This is a genomic window from Streptococcus sp. HMSC073F11, from assembly GCF_001810785.1.
GTDB lineage: Bacteria > Bacillota > Bacilli > Lactobacillales > Streptococcaceae > Streptococcus.
In genome coordinates this window covers 334,698-352,744 of sequence record NZ_KV802698.1, presented here as the reverse complement: position 1 = coordinate 352,744, position 18,047 = coordinate 334,698, and the positions used below count along the sequence as shown (strand labels likewise).

17 protein-coding genes and 1 other RNA gene are annotated in these 18,047 nt (G+C 42.2%); 2 read left to right on the top strand and 16 right to left on the bottom strand.

The window, feature by feature from the left end:
• Position 1: 1 nt before the first annotated feature.
• Positions 2–616, top strand: a complete 615-nt coding sequence (gene lepB, locus HMPREF2764_RS08505; protein WP_070528798.1) for a signal peptidase I — start codon at positions 2–4, stop codon at positions 614–616.
• A gap of 234 nt (positions 617–850) precedes the next feature.
• Positions 851–3,217: an SF1B family DNA helicase RecD2 gene (locus tag HMPREF2764_RS08500; RefSeq protein WP_070528794.1), complete on the top strand. Its 2,367-nt coding sequence runs from the start codon at positions 851–853 to the stop codon at positions 3,215–3,217.
• 47 nt (positions 3,218–3,264) lie between these two features.
• Here HMPREF2764_RS08500 and tig read toward each other — a convergent pair whose 3' ends face one another.
• From tig to HMPREF2764_RS08420, 16 genes are all read right to left on the bottom strand, one after another.
• Positions 3,265–4,548 (bottom strand): trigger factor, encoded by a 1,284-nt coding sequence (gene tig / locus HMPREF2764_RS08495; RefSeq protein WP_070528791.1) that lies wholly within the window; start codon positions 4,546–4,548, stop codon positions 3,265–3,267.
• A gap of 93 nt (positions 4,549–4,641) precedes the next feature.
• A complete protein-coding gene (locus HMPREF2764_RS08490; RefSeq protein ID WP_070528787.1) occupies positions 4,642–5,298 on the bottom strand; it encodes a DNA alkylation repair protein in 657 nt (218 codons plus the stop codon).
• Positions 5,299–5,931, bottom strand: coding sequence for a response regulator transcription factor (locus HMPREF2764_RS08485; RefSeq protein WP_070528784.1), 633 nt, complete (start codon positions 5,929–5,931; stop codon positions 5,299–5,301). It lies immediately after the preceding gene.
• 13 nt (positions 5,932–5,944) lie between these two features.
• Positions 5,945–6,940, bottom strand: coding sequence for an envelope stress sensor histidine kinase LiaS (locus tag HMPREF2764_RS08480; RefSeq protein ID WP_070528780.1), 996 nt, complete (start codon positions 6,938–6,940; stop codon positions 5,945–5,947).
• Entirely contained in the window at positions 6,937–7,635 is a 699-nt protein-coding gene (gene liaF, locus HMPREF2764_RS08475) for a cell wall-active antibiotics response protein LiaF (RefSeq protein ID WP_070528777.1), read from the bottom strand. The genes HMPREF2764_RS08480 and liaF overlap by 4 nt, the downstream gene beginning before the upstream one ends.
• A gap of 76 nt (positions 7,636–7,711) precedes the next feature.
• The gene (gene fni / locus HMPREF2764_RS08470; RefSeq protein WP_049486948.1) at positions 7,712–8,722 is read right to left on the bottom strand and encodes a type 2 isopentenyl-diphosphate Delta-isomerase; all 1,011 of its coding nucleotides are present in this window, start codon (positions 8,720–8,722) and stop codon (positions 7,712–7,714) included.
• Positions 8,706–9,713 (bottom strand): phosphomevalonate kinase, encoded by a 1,008-nt coding sequence (locus HMPREF2764_RS08465; RefSeq protein WP_070528775.1) that lies wholly within the window; start codon positions 9,711–9,713, stop codon positions 8,706–8,708. The genes fni and HMPREF2764_RS08465 overlap by 17 nt, the downstream gene beginning before the upstream one ends.
• Complete coding sequence (mvaD, locus tag HMPREF2764_RS08460; RefSeq protein ID WP_070528772.1) at positions 9,700–10,653, bottom strand: diphosphomevalonate decarboxylase; 954 nt, start codon at positions 10,651–10,653, stop codon at positions 9,700–9,702. The genes HMPREF2764_RS08465 and mvaD overlap by 14 nt, the downstream gene beginning before the upstream one ends.
• Positions 10,635–11,513, bottom strand: coding sequence for a mevalonate kinase (mvk, locus tag HMPREF2764_RS08455; protein ID WP_020902966.1), 879 nt, complete (start codon positions 11,511–11,513; stop codon positions 10,635–10,637). The genes mvaD and mvk overlap by 19 nt, the downstream gene beginning before the upstream one ends.
• A gap of 323 nt (positions 11,514–11,836) precedes the next feature.
• On the bottom strand, positions 11,837–12,526 hold the full coding sequence (locus HMPREF2764_RS08450) for a response regulator transcription factor (protein ID WP_050283620.1): 690 nt from the start codon (positions 12,524–12,526) through the stop codon (positions 11,837–11,839).
• Between the two features lie 11 nt (positions 12,527–12,537).
• The gene (gene gndA, locus HMPREF2764_RS08445; protein WP_000158781.1) at positions 12,538–13,962 is read right to left on the bottom strand and encodes an NADP-dependent phosphogluconate dehydrogenase; all 1,425 of its coding nucleotides are present in this window, start codon (positions 13,960–13,962) and stop codon (positions 12,538–12,540) included.
• A gap of 75 nt (positions 13,963–14,037) precedes the next feature.
• A complete protein-coding gene (locus HMPREF2764_RS08440) occupies positions 14,038–15,456 on the bottom strand; it encodes a cell division site-positioning protein MapZ (protein ID WP_070528768.1) in 1,419 nt (472 codons plus the stop codon).
• Positions 15,457–15,468: 12 nt separating this feature from the next.
• Entirely contained in the window at positions 15,469–16,626 is a 1,158-nt protein-coding gene (locus HMPREF2764_RS08435) for a THUMP domain-containing class I SAM-dependent RNA methyltransferase (RefSeq protein WP_070528760.1), read from the bottom strand.
• 84 nt (positions 16,627–16,710) lie between these two features.
• An RNA gene (gene rnpB, locus HMPREF2764_RS08430) (RNase P RNA component class B) lies at positions 16,711–17,092 on the bottom strand.
• 20 nt (positions 17,093–17,112) lie between these two features.
• Positions 17,113–17,442: a cell division regulator GpsB gene (gene gpsB / locus HMPREF2764_RS08425; protein WP_000146534.1), complete on the bottom strand. Its 330-nt coding sequence runs from the start codon at positions 17,440–17,442 to the stop codon at positions 17,113–17,115.
• 72 nt (positions 17,443–17,514) lie between these two features.
• A complete protein-coding gene (locus HMPREF2764_RS08420; RefSeq protein ID WP_070528757.1) occupies positions 17,515–18,042 on the bottom strand; it encodes an SLOG family protein in 528 nt (175 codons plus the stop codon).
• Positions 18,043–18,047 lie beyond the last annotated feature (5 nt).

Below are 18,047 nucleotides of genomic sequence, written 5' to 3'. Positions count from 1 at the left end.
TATGAATTCATTTAAAAATTTATTAAAAGAGTGGGGATTATTCCTCCTGATTCTATCATTACTAGCTTTAAGCCGTATCTTTTTTTGGAGTAACGTCCGCGTAGAAGGACATTCCATGGATCCTACCCTAGCGGATGGTGAAATCCTCTTTGTTGTCAAACACCTGCCTATTGACCGTTTTGATATCGTGGTGGCTCATGAGGAAGATGGCAATAAGGACATCGTCAAGCGCGTGATTGGAATGCCTGGCGACACCATCCGTTACGAAAACGATAAACTTTATATCAATGACAAAGAGACGGACGAGCCTTACCTAGCAGACTACATCAAACGCTTCAAGGACGACAAACTCCAAAGCACCTACTCAGGAAAGGGATTTGAGGGAAATAAAGGAACTTTCTTTAGAAGTATCGCTGAAAAAGCCCAAGCCTTCACAGTTGATGTCAATTACAACACCAACTTTAGCTTTACTGTTCCAGATGGCGAATACCTTCTCCTCGGAGATGACCGCTTGGTTTCGAGCGACAGCCGCCACGTAGGTACTTTTAAAGCAAAAGATATCACAGGGGAAGCTAAATTCCGCTTCTGGCCAATCACCCGTATCGGAACATTTTAAGAAATCGAAGAGGCCGAGAATCAACAATCTCAGCCTCTTCTTCTATCGTGAGAATATGATTATTCACTATCCAGTTTGATTAAGATAGAAACAAATTTATACTCAATGAAAATCAAAGAGCAAACTAGGAAGCTAGCCGCAAGCTGTACTTGAGTACGGCAAGGCGACGCTGACGTGGTTTGAATTTGATTTTCGAAGAGTATTAACTCTCACCTATTTATGCAAAGGAATCTTATGGAAGTTTATTTTTCAGGAACCATTGAACGGATTATTTTTGAAAATCCCAGCAATTTTTATCGTATCCTCCTCCTAGAAATCGACGATACGGACGCAGAGGATTTTGATGATTTTGAAATCATTGTCACGGGCACCATGGCTGATGTGATTGAGGGAGAAGACTATACTTTTTGGGGACAAATTGTCCAGCACTCCAAGTATGGGGAACAACTGCAAATCAGCCGTTATGAACGTGCAAAACCAACTAGCAAGGGGCTGGTTAAGTACTTTTCAAGTAGCCATTTCAAGGGAATTGGTCTCAAGACAGCTCAGAAAATCGTGGACACCTATGGCGACAATACCATTGACGAAATTTTGCAACACCCAGAAAAGCTAGAAGGCATTTCAGGACTCTCTGCAAAAAATCGCGAGGCTTTCGTCTCCACTCTTCGTCTCAACTACGGAACGGAGATGGTTTTAGCCAAACTAGCCAACTACGGCATTCCCAATAAATTAGCCTTTCAGATTCAAGACTTTTACAAGGAAGAAACCCTTGATGTGGTTGAAAATTATCCCTACCAACTGGTTGAGGATATCAAGGGCTTGGGCTTTACTATTGCTGACCAACTAGCGGAGGAACTTGGCATCGAAAGTCAGGCTCCTGAACGCTTCCGTGCCGGTCTAGTTCACAGTCTTTTTCAGGCCTGTATGGAAACAGGGGATACCTATGTTGAAGCACGAGATTTGCTAGAACAAACCCTTACTCTCCTTGAGTCTTCCCGTCCCGTGGAACTGGACCCCAGCCAAGTGGCCCAAGAACTCTCCTACCTAATCGAAGAAGACAAGGTTCAGCAAATTGATACCAAAATCTTTGATAATAGCCTCTTTTTCGCTGAGGAAGGCATCCGCAGTCACTTGGTTCGTATCCTTGAAAAAGGAAAACAGAAGAGCCAAGATTTAGAAACTATTCAAAAACATATCACTACTGTCGAGCAAGAACTAGGGATTGAGTATGATAGCATTCAAAAACAAGCTATCTGCGACGCTATCCAGAACAAGGTCTTTATCCTGACAGGTGGGCCCGGTACTGGTAAGACAACTGTTATCAATGGGATCATCGCTGTTTACGCCCTTTTAGAAGGACTTGACCTCAGGAAAAAAAGCAACCTGCCAATTCTTCTTGCCGCTCCAACTGGACGAGCAGCTCGACGCATGAACGAATTAACAGGCTTGCCTAGCGCGACCATACACCGCCACTTAGGAATGACAGGCGACGATGATACCAGTCATCTGGAAGATTATCTAGATGCTGACTTTATTATCGTGGATGAATTCTCCATGGTGGACACTTGGCTGGCCAACCAACTCTTCTCCAACATCTCTTCTAACAGTAAAATCCTCATCGTGGGCGACAGCGATCAGCTACCGTCTGTCAGTCCCGGTCAAGTTCTAGCTGATCTGCTTCATATTTCCTTGATTCCTCAGACTCGCTTGGAAAAAATTTACCGACAAAGCGAAGAATCAACCATCGTCACCCTAGCTAGTCAAATTCGACAGGGAATCTTGCCAGCTGATTTCACCCAGAAAAAAGCAGACCGTTCCTACTTTGAAATTGCTAGTGGCCATATTCCAGCTACGATTGAAAAAATCTTAGGCGCTGCCCTCAGAAGTGGTATTCCTGCCCGTGATATCCAAGTTCTGGCTCCCATGTACAGAGGGACGGCAGGGATTGATGCCATCAACCAGCTCATGCAAGACCTCCTTAACCCACCACAAAAAGACCAACTTAGTTTTGAAGCTCCCCAGTGCCATTATCGTAAGGGCGACAAGGTCATTCACCTGGTCAATGATGCTGAAATTAATGTCTTTAATGGAGATTTAGGAGCCATCACAGACCTGATTCCTGGTAAATACACCGAGTCGAAACAAGACGAGATTGTCATTGATTTTGACGGCAACGAAGTCTCTTACCCACGTAACGAATGGTACAAGATTCGCTTGGCATATGCCATGAGTATCCATAAATCGCAGGGAAGTGAGTTCCCTGTTGTTATCCTACCTATCACCAGTGCTAGCAGGCGTATGCTGGAGCGCAATCTCATCTACACAGCCATTACACGCGCCAAAAGCAAGCTTATCTTACTAGGCGAATTACAGGCCTTTGATTATGCTACCCAACATATCGGAACTGCCCGAAAAACCTATCTGATTGAACGCTTCAGTGATTTATTGGAAAATGTTGAAGAAAAGCAACCAGCTGTCTCTGAAACTGCCACATCAAGTACCTCTGAACAATCCTACATCCTGACAGAAGAAAACTGGGACAGTATACCAGCCATGATTGGGATTACAGACGCAGACCTCAAAGAGATTTTTGTAAAATAGTGCATAAGAAAACCCACCTAATCAGGTGGGATTTTTGTTTATTAATATTATTTAACTGTTGCTGTGCTTGTAATCAATTCAACAGCTTTTTTGATAGTGATATCGTGTTTCAACATATCAGCTGAAAGCAAGCTTTGTACTTGAGCAACTTCCATGTTGTAGTCTGCTGCCAATTGCTCAACTTCTTTTTGGATTTCTTCTTCTGAAGCATCAAATCCTTCAGCTTTGGCAACTGCTTCGATAACAAGGTTAGTCTTAGTACGTGACTCAGCTTCTCCCTCGTATTGTTTGTGAAGATCTTCTTGAGTAGTTCCAGTGATTTGGAAGTACATGTCAGGGTTGATACCTTGACGTTGCAAGTTTCCAAGGAATTCATTAACTGAACGGTGAACTTCTTCGTGGATCATTTCTTCTGGAAGTTCTACGATTTCAGCGTTTTCTACAGCTTTATCGATTGCTGCACCTTCAACGGCATCTTTGTATGCTTCTTCTTTCGCAACAGTCAATTCTTTGCGGTATTTTTCTTTCAATTCGTCAAGAGTTTCCACTTCTTCGTCGATGTCTTTTGCAAGTTCATCGTCAAGAGCTGGAACTTCTTTAGCTTTTACTTCGTGAATAGTTGTTACGAATTTCGCTTCTTTACCTGCAAGATCTTCTGCTTGGTAGTCTTCTGGGAATGTTACGACAACGTCAACAGTTTCGCCAGCTGAGTGTCCAACCAATTGGTCTTCAAAACCAGGGATGAATTGACCTGAACCAAGTCCAAGTGAGAAGTTTTCACCTTTTCCACCATCAAATTCAACACCGTCGATAGAACCAACGAAGTCGATCACAACAGTGTCGCCATTTTCAGCAGCAGCTTCCTTGATAACCAATTCAGCCAAGTTGTTGCGTTCGCGTTCGATACGCTCTTCAACGTCAGCGTCAGTTACTTCTTTTTCTACATCAACTGATACTTCAAGGTTTTTGTAGTCACCCAATTTTACTTCAGGTTTTGTAACAACTTCAGCAGTGATAACCCAGTCTTGACCTTTTTCCATTGAAGTTACGTCAATTTTTGGTTGAGCAACGACTTCAAGACCAGCTTCTTTTACAGCTGCTTCATAAGCATTTGGCAAAAGAGCGTTCATAACATCTTGGTAAAGTGACTCTTCACCAAATTTTTTGTCGAAGATAGGGCGTGGAAGGTGACCTTTACGGAAACCTGGAACATTAAGAGATTTCTTCACTGAGTTGAAGACACGGTCCAATTCTGGTTTGATTTGGTCTTGAGAGATAGTGAAAGTCAAGACACCACGGTTTGTTTCTTTGTTTTCAAATGATACAGACATTCTGTCATTTCTCCTTAAAATTTTTTAAATACAGTCTATTATAACATAAATGGGCGACTTTTTTCAAGTAATGAATGCGCTTTTCAATCAACGCTAGAGGTACTTACTCCCTTCTTTGATACTAAGGTCAGCCATTCTTTCCTTGTTTTTCTCAATGAAGCCTGCTACCCGAGTTGGATTGGTTTTGGAGTAGTCTCTTAGAGTCCAGCCAATGACTTTATTGATAAAGAACTCTGCTTGGTTCAAATTATGAAGCAGAATCTTTTCCATTAATTGAACATTGGTCTTCTCTTTTCTTAACAACTGGTGGTCAATAGCGATGCGTCTCAACCAGATATTGTCTGACAGGCTCCATTGGAGGATTATTTTTTCCAGTTCCTGCTTCTCATACACCAAACTCCCTACTACTCGATCTAGGATATCCACCGTATCCCACCAGGATTTTGTGAAGATTAACCGCTCAAGCTTAGGTAAATCGTTCTCCGTTAGATAAGACTGCATTGCTTTCAAATAATTGGCAGCCACATACTGGTATTCTCTAGACTCTTTTTCCCAGCAAGTATCTACAAAATCCCAATCGATAATCTTTGTTTTTTTCGCTTCTGGAAAGTATTTTTTATAGAGTTTATTTCTTTCTGGCGCCGCAACGCCTAGAAAGGAAAATTGATGACGCATATAGGCCTCCATAGGCCCTGCTTTTTTAGGATTTTTTGCTGCTTCTAGCTCCTCAAGTAAATCTGTTAGACTCATCTAAAAATCCTCATGCCCTACCAAATGATGCTGAAAGGCATAGACTGCAGCTTGGGTACGATCGCTGACTTCAAGTTTGGCAAGAATGTTGGACACGTGGGTCTTGACCGTCTTGAGAGAGATAAAAAGTTCATCTGCGATACGCTGATTTTCGTAGCCCTTGGCGATGAGTTGGAGAACATCTCGCTCACGCGCAGTCAGGTCCTCATGTAGTTCTATGTGATTGCGGTGGTATTCGACTTTTTTGCTGACCTCTTGCTCAATGGCCAACTCCCCAGCAGCCACCTTACGGACGGCATGGAGTAATTCATCAGCACTTGATGTCTTAAGCATATAACCTTTAGCCCCAGCATTCAATACTGGCATGATTTTTTCATTATCTAGATAAGAAGTCACAATCAAAATCTTGGCTTCAGGCCATTCTTTGAGAATGGCCAAAGTTGCGTCAATTCCATTCATTTCAGGCATGACGATATCCATGACAATGACATCTGGACGCAATTTCAAGGCTAAGTCAATACCCTGAAACCCGTTGGACGCCTCGCCCACAACTTCTACATCGTCTTGGAGGTCAAAGTAGCTTTTCAAGCCCAATCGGACCATTTCATGGTCATCTACTAGTAAAATTTTCATCTTTACTCCTTTATCATTCCTTATCGAGCAGGGGAATACGGATATCAACTGCCAGTCCTTGCTTGGGAGCTGTTAATAACTGAACCGTCCCTGCCATATCTTCGACCCGCTCCTTAATATTGCGGAGTCCATAACTCAGGTCATCTAAACTCCCCAACTGAAAACCAATCCCATTGTCCACCACCTTCAGCTGCAATTCAAAATCTGTCTGATAGAGATAAACATCTAAACAAGAGGCCTGGGCATGGCGAAGGGTATTGCTGATCAACTCTTGCAGGATACGGAAGATATGCTCCTCGATTTTCTTAGGCAATTTCGTTACATTTTGCTTGAAACTAACCTTGAGATCACTCTTGTCCTCAAGCTCTTTTAAGAGAATTTGAATCCCTTCAACCAGACTCTTCTGCTCTAGTTCAACAGGCCGCAAATGCAAGAGCAAGACCCGCAAATCCTTCTGGGCAGTTTCTAAAATAGCTGTGACACTCTGCAACTGGGTCTGCATCTTTTCTCTATCCAATTTCAAAGCCTGCTGACTGACGCCTGATAAAATCATGTGGGCCGCAAACAACTCCTGACTTACTGTATCGTGCAAATCCCTAGCAATCCGCTTTCTTTCCTGCTCAATGATTTCCTCTTCCCGAGCAAGACTGTGATTTTCAGCCTTTTGAAGTGCTTCCGTCAAGAGGTTAAGTTTCCCTGACAAGGACTTGAAACTGGCGTCCAAATCTGAATCGGAAACCTGAACCACTTCTTTCCCTGCTAATAAACGCTTGAGATTAGTCTGCATTTTTCTTAGAGAAAGCTCTTCAACACCTCGCCAAAACAGGACTAAGAGACAGGTCATGGACATGCTGAATACTAACAACAAAAAGACAAATTTTTCTGTTTTTTCGACATCATGTAAGAAAATAGTCCAGTCAAAGTCAAGGATTTCCAGCAAGCTGTGGGAGAAAAACAAGACAAATAATAAGGAGGTGAGAGCAATGATTACATAGGCTTGTTTTTTCATCCTCTGACCACCCCCACATCGCCAATCATAGTGGTCAAGAAAATCTTGACACTCTTGTTACTCTTGAGATAGTCTCTTGTTTCCTGATGATAGTGTTCATTGCGGAGGGCTCGCTTGGGCTGGTTGAAAAAAGTCAAATCACCATAGAGACAGTTAACGCTAAGACTGACTTCCACATCTACAGGTACAATGATTTTGGTCGTTCCTACCATCTTTCTGAGAATAATGACATTGTCATGATTGGTTAGGATGACCCTCTCCAGATGAATGGTGTCCTTGCCCATGAGACGAAAGAGATTGATATCATCAAACTGGCAAGTCTGGTAGCTTGAAAAATGATGGAGATTTCCAAACCAACGATTTTTCTCCTTCTTAACCGTTACCACCTCTTCAAAAACCAAATTTGTCTGCTCTTTTTCCTGGTTCATCATCGGATAAAGAAGAAAGAGGCTATAGATGACCGCAACAAAAATAGCTAGAATCACAAAAGGATTGAGCATGACGATGAAAAAGAAGAGAATGGTTGCCACCACTAAAAGAAGATTATTACCCTCTTTACCAGTGTAATAGCGAATCAAAAGCAAAAAGAGGAATAAAATCAGCAGAAAACGCGAAAAATGCTCTGAAACCATCAAAATCAGAGCTCCCGTCAAAAGACAGGCTTCGATAAATAAAAAGATTTTAAATTTTCTCATAGGTTCATCCTCTCCCTTCTATTTTATCACAATTGGAAAAAGTCACCTCGGTCTGAAGATGGAAAAAAGGCGGTGGTTACGCCTTTTTCATCTGATCATTTGCTTCTTTTAATTTTCCATAAAGAATGTAATCTACGCTTTGCAGATCAGCTAGGGTAGCACAGTTAAGGGCGCACATAATCAAACGCAGATCTGCTTTCCAGCCTTGGATAATATCAATCACTTCTTCGACTGAATAGGTTTCAACCAATTCCAGAACGGTTCGTGACAGCCCTACAGCCTTTGCGCCAAAGACCAAACACTTAATCATATCCAGCGGATTCCGAACCCCTCCGCTAACCAAAAGTTCGACCTTATCTTTCCAGTCTTGGGCATTGAGAAGGGCTTGCATGGTAGACTGGCCCCATTGATTGAGATAATCACGCTGACCACTGCGACGGTTTTCAATATAGGCAAAGCTGGTACCACCACGACCTGATAGATCCACTGTACGAACACCCAATTCATAGGCTCTCTCGATGGTCGTCACATCCATTCCAAAGCCCACTTCCTTGAGGACAATCGGAACGGAGATTTGCTTACTATAGTCTGCTAGATTCGATTGCCAGCTTCTGAACTTCCTTTCTCCCTCAGGCATGAGTAATTCTTGCATAACATTGACATGCACTTGTAGGAGAAGAGGATTCATCTCTCCTACAGTCTGAAGACCTAATTCGACAGGCTTGTCCAATCCAATATTGGTTCCAAGAAGGAGATTTGGATGACTAGACTTGACAGAAAAAGAGTCAACTGTTGGATCTTTGAGAGCCGCACTATAAGATCCCGTCACAAACAAAATCCCACAGGCGTCCGCCACCTGAGCCAGCTTTTGATTGATTTCTTTACCTTTTTCACTCCCCCCTGTCATGGCATTGATATAAAAAGGAAAGTCCCACTTTCGACCAGCAAACTCTGTCGACAGATCGATTTCATCCAGGTCGTAAAGAGGCAAGGAAGAATGAATCAACTCCACCTCATCAAAGCTATTATAGGAACTTTTCTGCTCAAGGGCATAGCGGATGTGCTCATCCTTACGATTTGTCGTCATGTCCTATCCTTTCTTGGTATAAGAGCTCAATCCCTAGATCGGCCCAACGGTTTTTTAGGATTTCAGTTGATTGCTCATCAAAACTCAAGGCAATACCACAATCACCACCACCAGCACCGCTACTCTTAGCAACAGCCTGCAAATATTGACTGGCTTCTTTCAACTGTCTAAGCGAAGGCGTGTAAATATCTACGCTCAAGCCTTCTAAGAGCTTGCTGGCCACTTCTACTTGCTCGATAATTTTTTCTGATTTCCCCTGTTCCAAGGCTTCTACCAAAGAAACCACCGTTTCTTTTGAGGAACTTAAAAAATTCTGATTGATATTTTGCTTGATTTGCTGGACCATGTGACTCGATACAGCCACTTCCTTGGTCCATCCCACTAGGAAATCACATTCTAGGGCAGGTTGTACGTGTGAGATTGAAAAACCCCAATCACGCTCTAAAACAGTCGCTAAGTTTTCTTCTTCCAACCAAGTAGCCACCTTCTGGCGATCAAATGACTGGTAGAGAACCAAATCCTCTGCCACAATACAGGCAATGTCCCCCATAGAACCATTGTCTCCGCGCTTAAGCAAGACAGCACTGGCCAGCTTGAACAAGAGATCCTGATCAACCGAAAGATTATATAGAGCCAGCAGAGCCTTGATGACCAAGACAACGACGCTACCGCTAGAACCTAAACCAAACTTTTTCCCTTCTCTTTCCATTTTTCCTCGGATTTCCAAAGAAAAAGGTCGCAAGGTCTGCCCACGATAAACAAGGAAATCTTCCACTAAAACAATCGTTTCTTGAATCAAACTGTAGTCAGGATTTGGCGCCAAGTCCACTTCAAAATCAAACATATCCGAATAAATATGGTAACTATCAGAAAAAGTAATCTCAGCCTTCATATAGATGGGAATCGCATTTATCAAGGCTAAATGCCCCGGCTCTAAAATAGCATATTCGCCTGCCCAATAGAGTTTTCCGCAAGTTTTAACAGCAATCATCTTGACTCAAATCCTTTGTTTTTGACATAATTAAGCGATAACGTTGACCGAAGATTTCTGACAAATTCTCCAAGTCTTTCTCCTGACAGAGGACTTTGACATTGGGACCAGCATCCATAGTAAAGTAGCAGGCTTCCCCTTGCTCACGAAGCTGGCGGACAAAGTCCATGGCTTCATAGCTTGCATCGGTCAGATAAGAAAAGGCTGGTGATGCTGTTTTGGTCGTAGCGTGCATAGACAGGGCATTTTTCTCCGTTAACTCCCCAACCTTAGCAAAATCATTTTCTTTGAGATAAACCAGCATATCCTGATAGTCTTTCTCAGACTGACGCACCCAGTCGTCAAAAGTCGTCGAGGTTTCCACACAGAGTTTCATCCCATCACGGCTAGATATTGGTTTTTTCTTGTCTTCTAGCACCAACATAATCATAGCTAGTTTCAAGTCTGTCTCTACAGGATAAATTTCTCCACTATCCTTATCCCAGGCTCCTAGCGGTCCATAAAAACTTCGAGAAGAAGAACCTGAGGCAAACTTAGCCTCCTGTGCCAACTGACTTCTATCCAATCTAAGCTTGAAAAAAGCATTGCAAGCCTTGACCAGGGCAGACAAACCACTAGAACTTGAGGACAAGCCAGCTGCAGTAGGCATATTGTTTTGAGTATCTATACGGACAAAACCCTCACCAGCTGGACGGTAGCGGTCAATAATCTTTCTCATCTTGGCATGCTCCGCCTCATTTTGTAGTTGACCATTGATATAAAAGGCATCAGCTATTGCATCCGTCGGAAGAGATGACAAGGTTGTCTCTGTGTACATATTCTCCAAAGTCAAAGAAATACTGCTTGTAGCAGGCACCATCTCTTTTTCTTTTTTCTTTCCCCAATATTTGATAATAGCAATATTTGCGTAGGAACGTACTGTTACAGGTTCTCTATCCATGTCTGAACAGCTCCTTTCTCTTCTAATCTTTCAGCTAGTTCTTGAGCTTGTGTCAAATCGGCTGCCAAGGCTATGATACAGCCTCCTAGCCCACCACCGCTCATCTTGGACCCCAGAGCACCATGGCTAAGAGCCGTTTCAACTAAAGAATCTGCCTCAGGGCTACTGACACCAATTTCTTTTAGATGTAAATGCGCTTGACTAAGGATTTGTCCCAGCCCTTCAGCATTTTTTCGTGAAATCGCATCCTCTGCCTGCTGGGTCAATTCTCCCAAGGCATGCAAAAACGGCAGGGCATCCTTGCCCTTGTTTTGAACCACTTGGATGGCTTCACGAGTATGACCATAAACACCGGTATCGGCAATCACCAAATAGGCGGATAAATCCATCTCAAGTTCTGTAAATCCTACGTTCTTAATAAAGCGAATAGGCTGGTCACTGAGACAGGTCTTGGCATCCAAACCACTCGGATTCATATGTGCAATCATCTCAGCCCGATTGACCAAGATTTCTAGTACATCATGAGGCAGTTCTGCCTGATAGTAGTCAAATACCGCTCGAATGGCCGCTATGCTGATAGCTGCTGACGAACCCATTCCTCGTTTTTCAGGGATAGCCGAGTCAATCTCACAGCGAATGCAGGATTCTTTGATATCCAAATACTCCAGAGAAGCATAAACTGCCATGGACAAGGTATCCTCCTCATAGAGACGCCAAGGACTCGCTGCAGGAACTACCTTACAAGTCACTTCCACCTCCAAAAGAGGCAGAGAAATGGCAGGATAACCGTAAACGACCGCATGCTCCCCTATTAAAATAATCTTACTATGTGCCTGACCGACACCAACTTTTTTTGTCATTTTTTCCTTTTGCTAGACGAAAAAGCCGTCTCATACTCAATGAAAATCAAAAAGCAAACTAGGAAGCTAGCCGCAAGCTGTACTTGAGTACGGCAAGGTGACGCTGACGTGGTTTGAATTTGATTTTCGAAGAGTATTATTTTTTTCTACAAGTATTTATTCTCTCCTATCTATTTTATTATATTTTCACAAAAAAAGCGATTGTTTCCTTCACAATCGCTCGATGCTAAAATAAAACTTTTAAGCAAACTAGAGAAAAAACTCAAGAAAGAAATGGATAAACTCAGTTGCATGATTACAACTGAGTTCTCCTAGTCTATTTTCTATTCTTGCATGGTGTAACCGACACCACGCACGGTTTTAATGTAGCTTTTTTGACCTTTTACATCAAGCTTGCTACGTAGATAACGGATATAGACATCCACGATATTCGTCTCTGTCGCACTTTCATACTTCCAGACACTTTCCAACAACTGCTCACGAGTCAGAACTTTCTTGCTCCCCATAAGAGTAGCCAAGAGGTCATACTCACGACGAGTCAAAGCAATCATCTCCTCGCCACGATAAACGGTATGATGTTCTACATCCATACGCAGATTACGGTAAGACGTTGGAACCTTCATCTGACTACAGTGTTGGTCGATAAAGTCCCTACCTCGGAAAATCGCTGAAATACGAGCCACCAAATTATCAATAATAACTGGCTTATAGATGTAAGAAACGGCAAAGCGTTGGATTGTCTCAATCTGATCTTGCAATTCTTCACGATGGTCCAAGACCATGATAACTGAGGCTGGCTTAGTCCGACTCAGCTTGTCTGCAAAATCCTGGGCTGTCATATCCCCCAGATGAGCATTCAATAAAATCAAGTCATAGTCTGTCTGAAGAGCCATGGAGAGGGCTTTTTGCCCCTCCTCAACCTGATCAACTCGGTATTGCTCTTTTTGGAGCTCCAAACTTAAAAAATGAGCTAGATTTCGTTCTTTCTCAAGTAATAAAATCCGTTTCCCCATGGCAGACCTACTTATTTTTCGTCATACCAAGAGTAGTGGAAGGTTCCTTCTTTGTCTTTACGTTGGTAAGTGTGGGCACCAAAGTAGTCACGTTGCGCTTGGATCAAGTTAGCTGGAAGGTCAGCTGAACGGTAGCTATCAAAGTAAGTAATAGCTGCTGAGAAAGTTGGCACTGGCACACCAGCTTGAACAGCAAGAGCTACGATATCACGCACTGCTTGTTGGTACTTAGCAGTAACATCCAAAAAGTACTCATCCAAAAGAAGGTTAGCAAGATCTGCATCACGGTTGTAAGCATCTGTAATCTTTTGCAAGAAACGAGAACGGATGATACAGCCATCACGCCAGATAGATGCGATGTCTGCAAATGGCAAGTTCCAGTTATTTTCTTTAGAAGCTACACGCAATTGAGCAAAACCTTGTGCGTATGAAATGATTTTTGAGAAGTAAAGGGCTTGACGGATCTTTTCAATCAACTCAGCCTTGTCTCCTTCAAAGTTGAAGGCAGCTGGTTTTGGAAGAACCTTGCTTGCATGCACACGTTCTTCTTTGTAAGTTGAAATGTAACGTGCAAATACTGACTCAGTGATTAGTGACAATGGCACACCAAGGTCAAGTGATGATTGGCTAGTCCATTTACCAGTTCCCTTGTTACCTGCAGCATCAAGGATGTAGTCTACGATTGGTCCATCTTGACCTTCATCGTCTTTACGGCTCAAGATATCAGCTGTGATTTCGATTAAGTAGCTGTCCAATTCACCCTTGTTCCACTCAGTAAAGATTTCAGCCATATCTTCTGCAGAAAGGCCTAGCAAGTGTTGCATCAAGTCATAGCTTTCTGCGATCAATTGCATGTCACCATACTCGATACCGTTGTGGACCATCTTCACATAGTGACCAGCTCCATCAGGACCGATGTAAGTCACACATGGTTTGCCATCTTCTGGTGCTTTAGCTGAGATTTCTTCAAGAACATCCGCAACCAATTCGTATGCTTCTTTTTGTCCACCAGGCATGATAGAAGGACCTTCAAGGGCACCTTTTTCACCACCAGAAACTCCAGTACCGATAAAGTTGATACCTGAGTTTGCCAATTCTTCATTACGACGGATGGTATCTTTGTAGAAAGTGTTTCCTCCGTCGATCAAGATATCACCTTTGTCAAGGTGTGGAAGAAGGGCTTGAATTGTAGCATCTGTACCAGGTCCAGCTTGAACCATGAGCATGATACGACGAGGTTTTTCGATTGAGTTTACAAAACTTTCAACGTCATAGCTTGGTACAAAGTTCTTTTCAGGATGGCAAGCAATTACATCTTCAGTTTTTTCTTTACTACGGTTGTAAATAGCAACTGTGTAACCACGAGATTCAATATTAAGGGCAAGGTTACGACCCATTACGGCCATACCAACAACACCAAAGTTAGCTTTTGTCATTTGACACTCCTCTTGTTTAATTTGTTTTATTTTATCATTTTTACTTTTGAAAAGAAAGAATTTTGTAACGACTGCTTAGTAGTCCAAGTCATCCGCATGTCCAGAACCATTTCCAACAAAGTATCCTGTCTTACAGTTAAGGGTAAAGAGATAGGTTCCATCTGGCTTGTAGAGGTTGTAATAACCATTGCCATTAACGATATTGACACGTTCAAGGATATATTGGTTACCAGTGATATAACCACGTGAACGTGAAGTCGCTAGAATCTGTTCTAAGACACCATCCGCGAAATCCCAAGCAGAATTATTGCTATCATCAATAGCTGACTGGTTATAAGAAACACGACTCGCACTTCTTTGAACAGCAACTCCTGCACTTGATACACCCATATTGACTTCACTGCGGGTACTTCTAGTTTCAGTTGATGCAGCATTTGAACTACTTGGACTTGTCTCACTAGCAGTATTTTCGCTTGCTTGACGAGAGTTTGAGCTGCTAGTTTCACTTGAACTTGAGCTTGAAGAACTTGTTTGCTGGCTCTTACCAAGGCTGATAGCCTTATCTAGAACTTTATCAAGCTCCGTATTTCCAGTTTTAATATCTGTAAATTTAGCATCCGATTTGGCTTTAGCATTGGTATCCAAGACACCATCCACAATAGCTGGCTTCTCAAATTGAGCATTTACATCTTGAATGGCCTTGATTTGAGTTGCTAGGCTATCATACTTAGATTTTGCAAGCGTATATTCACGACTACCTTCTAGCTTATCAAGCAAGGTTTTCAGTTGACTCAGCTTATCAAACTGACTATTCTTCAAAGCCGTTTTGTTGCTATCAGTGTAGAAGGCATCATATAAATTATTGAATTCTTCTGCATCTGACTGCGTGTTTGTAGTTGATTGAGAAGTCTGGATTTCCTTGGTCGAACGATCCACTTGACGATAAACATAATAAGCAGTTCCAAGGATAAGAACCACTAATGCGCCTAGAATCCCGTAAAGCACCCATTTCTTCTTACTTTTCCCATCTTCACTATCTGTCACTCGAGAACGTGTGAGAGCCTCTTCCGCTCCTACCAATGGTACTTCTTCCTTCTCAAATTCTTCGACAAGAGGAGCTTCTGAAACTCGTGTTAATTCTAAATCATCAAACTGACGCAATTCATCTTCTGGAGCTGGAGAAGTTACTCCTGTTCCCTCACGAAGCTCTTGAAGTAAATTATCCAGAGTCTGAGTTTCCTCTATCTCTTCTACCTCTTCTTTTTCAACTAGATCATCCTTGCTAAACTGACGCGTTTCAAACTTATCTGCCTCAATTTCATCTTTATGTTGTTTCACATACTTGTCCAAGATAGAATCTCCAGGCAACACACCTGCTTCCACCTCTTCATTTTTTCGCATGGCTTCTCCAACCGTTAGCTCTTTGGCATCATCAAAATCAAATTGCGCTTCTTTATGTTCTGTTTTATGACGATTCCGTCTTTTCTTACTCATGAGTTTTCCTTCCTACTTTACTTCCTGACGTTTAACACGCTGACCAAAATATTGATACAAATCAACTTTTAAAGTTCCGTTGTACAACTTCCGTTTCTTATCCGCCTGACTACCGTACTTGGTCTCAAAGGCTTCATCACTGGTTAAGATAAACTTGCTCCACGTTTTCAGTGGTGCAAATACTTGCCCCATTTCAGCATAAAGCTTGGTAACTCCTGCATCATCTGACAAGCGTTCACCATAAGGTGGGTTAGAGATAATCACTCCATTTATTTTATCAGAACGCAAATCCTGCACGCGCATCTGCTTAAAGGTAATATCTCCTGCAACACCTGCTGCTTGAGCATTTGCCTTAGCAATTTCCACCATACGTGCATCGATATCACAGCCCATGATATCTAGCTCAAGCTCACGATCCACTTTCTTAGCTGCTTCTGTGCGAACTTCCTGGATCAAGCGATCGCTAATCCAGTTCCATTCCTCAAAAGCAAAGGAGCGACGAAGACCTGGAGCCATCTTCCTAGCAATCATAACTGCCTCGATACAGAAAGTTCCTGAACCACAGGTTGGATCAATCAAGGGCTTGTCTGGATACCAGTTAGAGAGTTGCAAAATGGCTGCCGCCATATTTTCCTTGATAGGAGCCCCACCCTTTTCGGTACGATAGCCACGTTTAAAGAGACTGGAACCTGTTGTATCAATCATGACAGTTGCTATGTCTTTCAGAATAGAAACCTCAATCCTAAACTCTGGGCCATTCTCCATCAGAGGAACACCTTCTGGGCGGGCGTAGTGTTTTTGCAACTTTTTAACAACGGCCTTCTTTGAAATAGCCTGAACACTGGGTTCATTGTGTAGTTTAGATTTCACACATTTGGCTTTTGAAATCGGAAATCGAGCTCCAAGTGGTAAATAATTTTCCCAATCTAGAGCGAAAACTCCCTGAAAGAGCTCCTCAAAAGTCTTAGCTGGAAAAGTTCCTACGATAATCTTGATACGGTCTGCTGCCCGAAGCCAGAGGTTGGTTTCGATAACGGCTCTCACGTCTCCTTGAAAACGAACACGTCCATTTTCAACCTGACAATCGTAGCCCAACTCTCGCACTTCACGACCAACGACAGCCTCAAGACCCGCTGCAGCAGTAGCGATTAAATTAAATTCTTTTTTCATTTTCAGTCTTATAAGACCTTTCTATATGTCCACTTTAAAAAATGAGGTTGAGAAAGTTTTCTCAGCCCCAACCTATATGCAATTTTCTATAAGCCATGTTTTGTTCCAGAAGTGACTAGGACCACTCCCTTCGATAATCATCTGTCTACCACTAACAACTTACAGCTGATAGCAGTCAGAGTACTACGTTCGTTTCCGTGTACTCCATGCCCCGACCGAAATTTGGGTTGCTAGCTTGAGGGGTTTACCGCGTTCCACTCTCTCTGTTTCCAGAAAGACTCCGTCACTGTGGCACTTTCAAGCCTACTCTGGCCTATCCAAGGACTTAGCCATTTCAACTGCCGTAACGATTTCTCGTCCCTAGGCTTATGGTTTCGCCTAGCACAAACACTACAGGCATCACAGCCTGTGCTAGCATGGACTTTCCTCATGAAAAGAAATTCTCCTCACGCGATTATCCAAAAATTGCACTTTTCAAATACACTCTTATAAATCAGAGTTATCCAAAATTTGTTTACCAAATACTTCTTTCTCAAGACGATTTAAACGTTTCAAAATATCAAAATTCGTCATAGAAGTTGTTGCTGTCATTTCAAGTGGTTCTGCTTGAACCGGTGCAGATTCAGGTTTGCGAGACAATTCTTCCTTCAACTCTGCAATTTCTTGACGGAGAGACTTGACTAAGGCAGCATAAGTTTCATAGTCCTTGATGACATCGTCCAAAAATTCATCAACTTCAACCTTACTATACCCACGGACTTCACGTCCAAACTCTTGCTCGAAAATATCTTTTGCTGAAAAAATAATACTTGCCATCTCTCTCTCCATTCTCGGTTTCTAATAGTATTATTATATAAAAAAAGACAAACAAAAATCAAGGTCAAAGCCTTACTTTTCAGAAAAATTTTCTACTAGCTCATTTAAGTCTTCAAAGGTTAGCCTTTTTATCCGATAACCTTCCTGATTTTTCATCAAATTGTCTATAAATTTTAATTTAGTCTCATTTTCTGGATCATAGAAAAAATAAGCTAAATCAGTATTTTCCAGTAAAAATCGTTGGTAGTCTCGTAGTTGCCCCATATGTTCATATTTAGGATAGGCATATTTGACAAAATCGACCTTCTTAAATTGGCTAAGTTTAAGCTGATTCGCTTCATTCCAATTTTCCCCGTGTGTTTCAAAATCAAAAATGGTCGCTAGGCTGAAATCATAGTCTTCTTTCATTTCATTTGCGACATCCAGCACCCAAGATTCAAATCCCAAGTTTCCTGTAAATACCAGCCATTTAATCCCTTCTTCTGCTAAACTTTCTAAATCACGGCGAATGGCTTTCTTTATAATTTTTAGCCTGATATCTTTTTCATTAAACAAACCCAAGTCAAAATTAGAATATCCCATAATTAAAGCTGTAGTCATTTTTA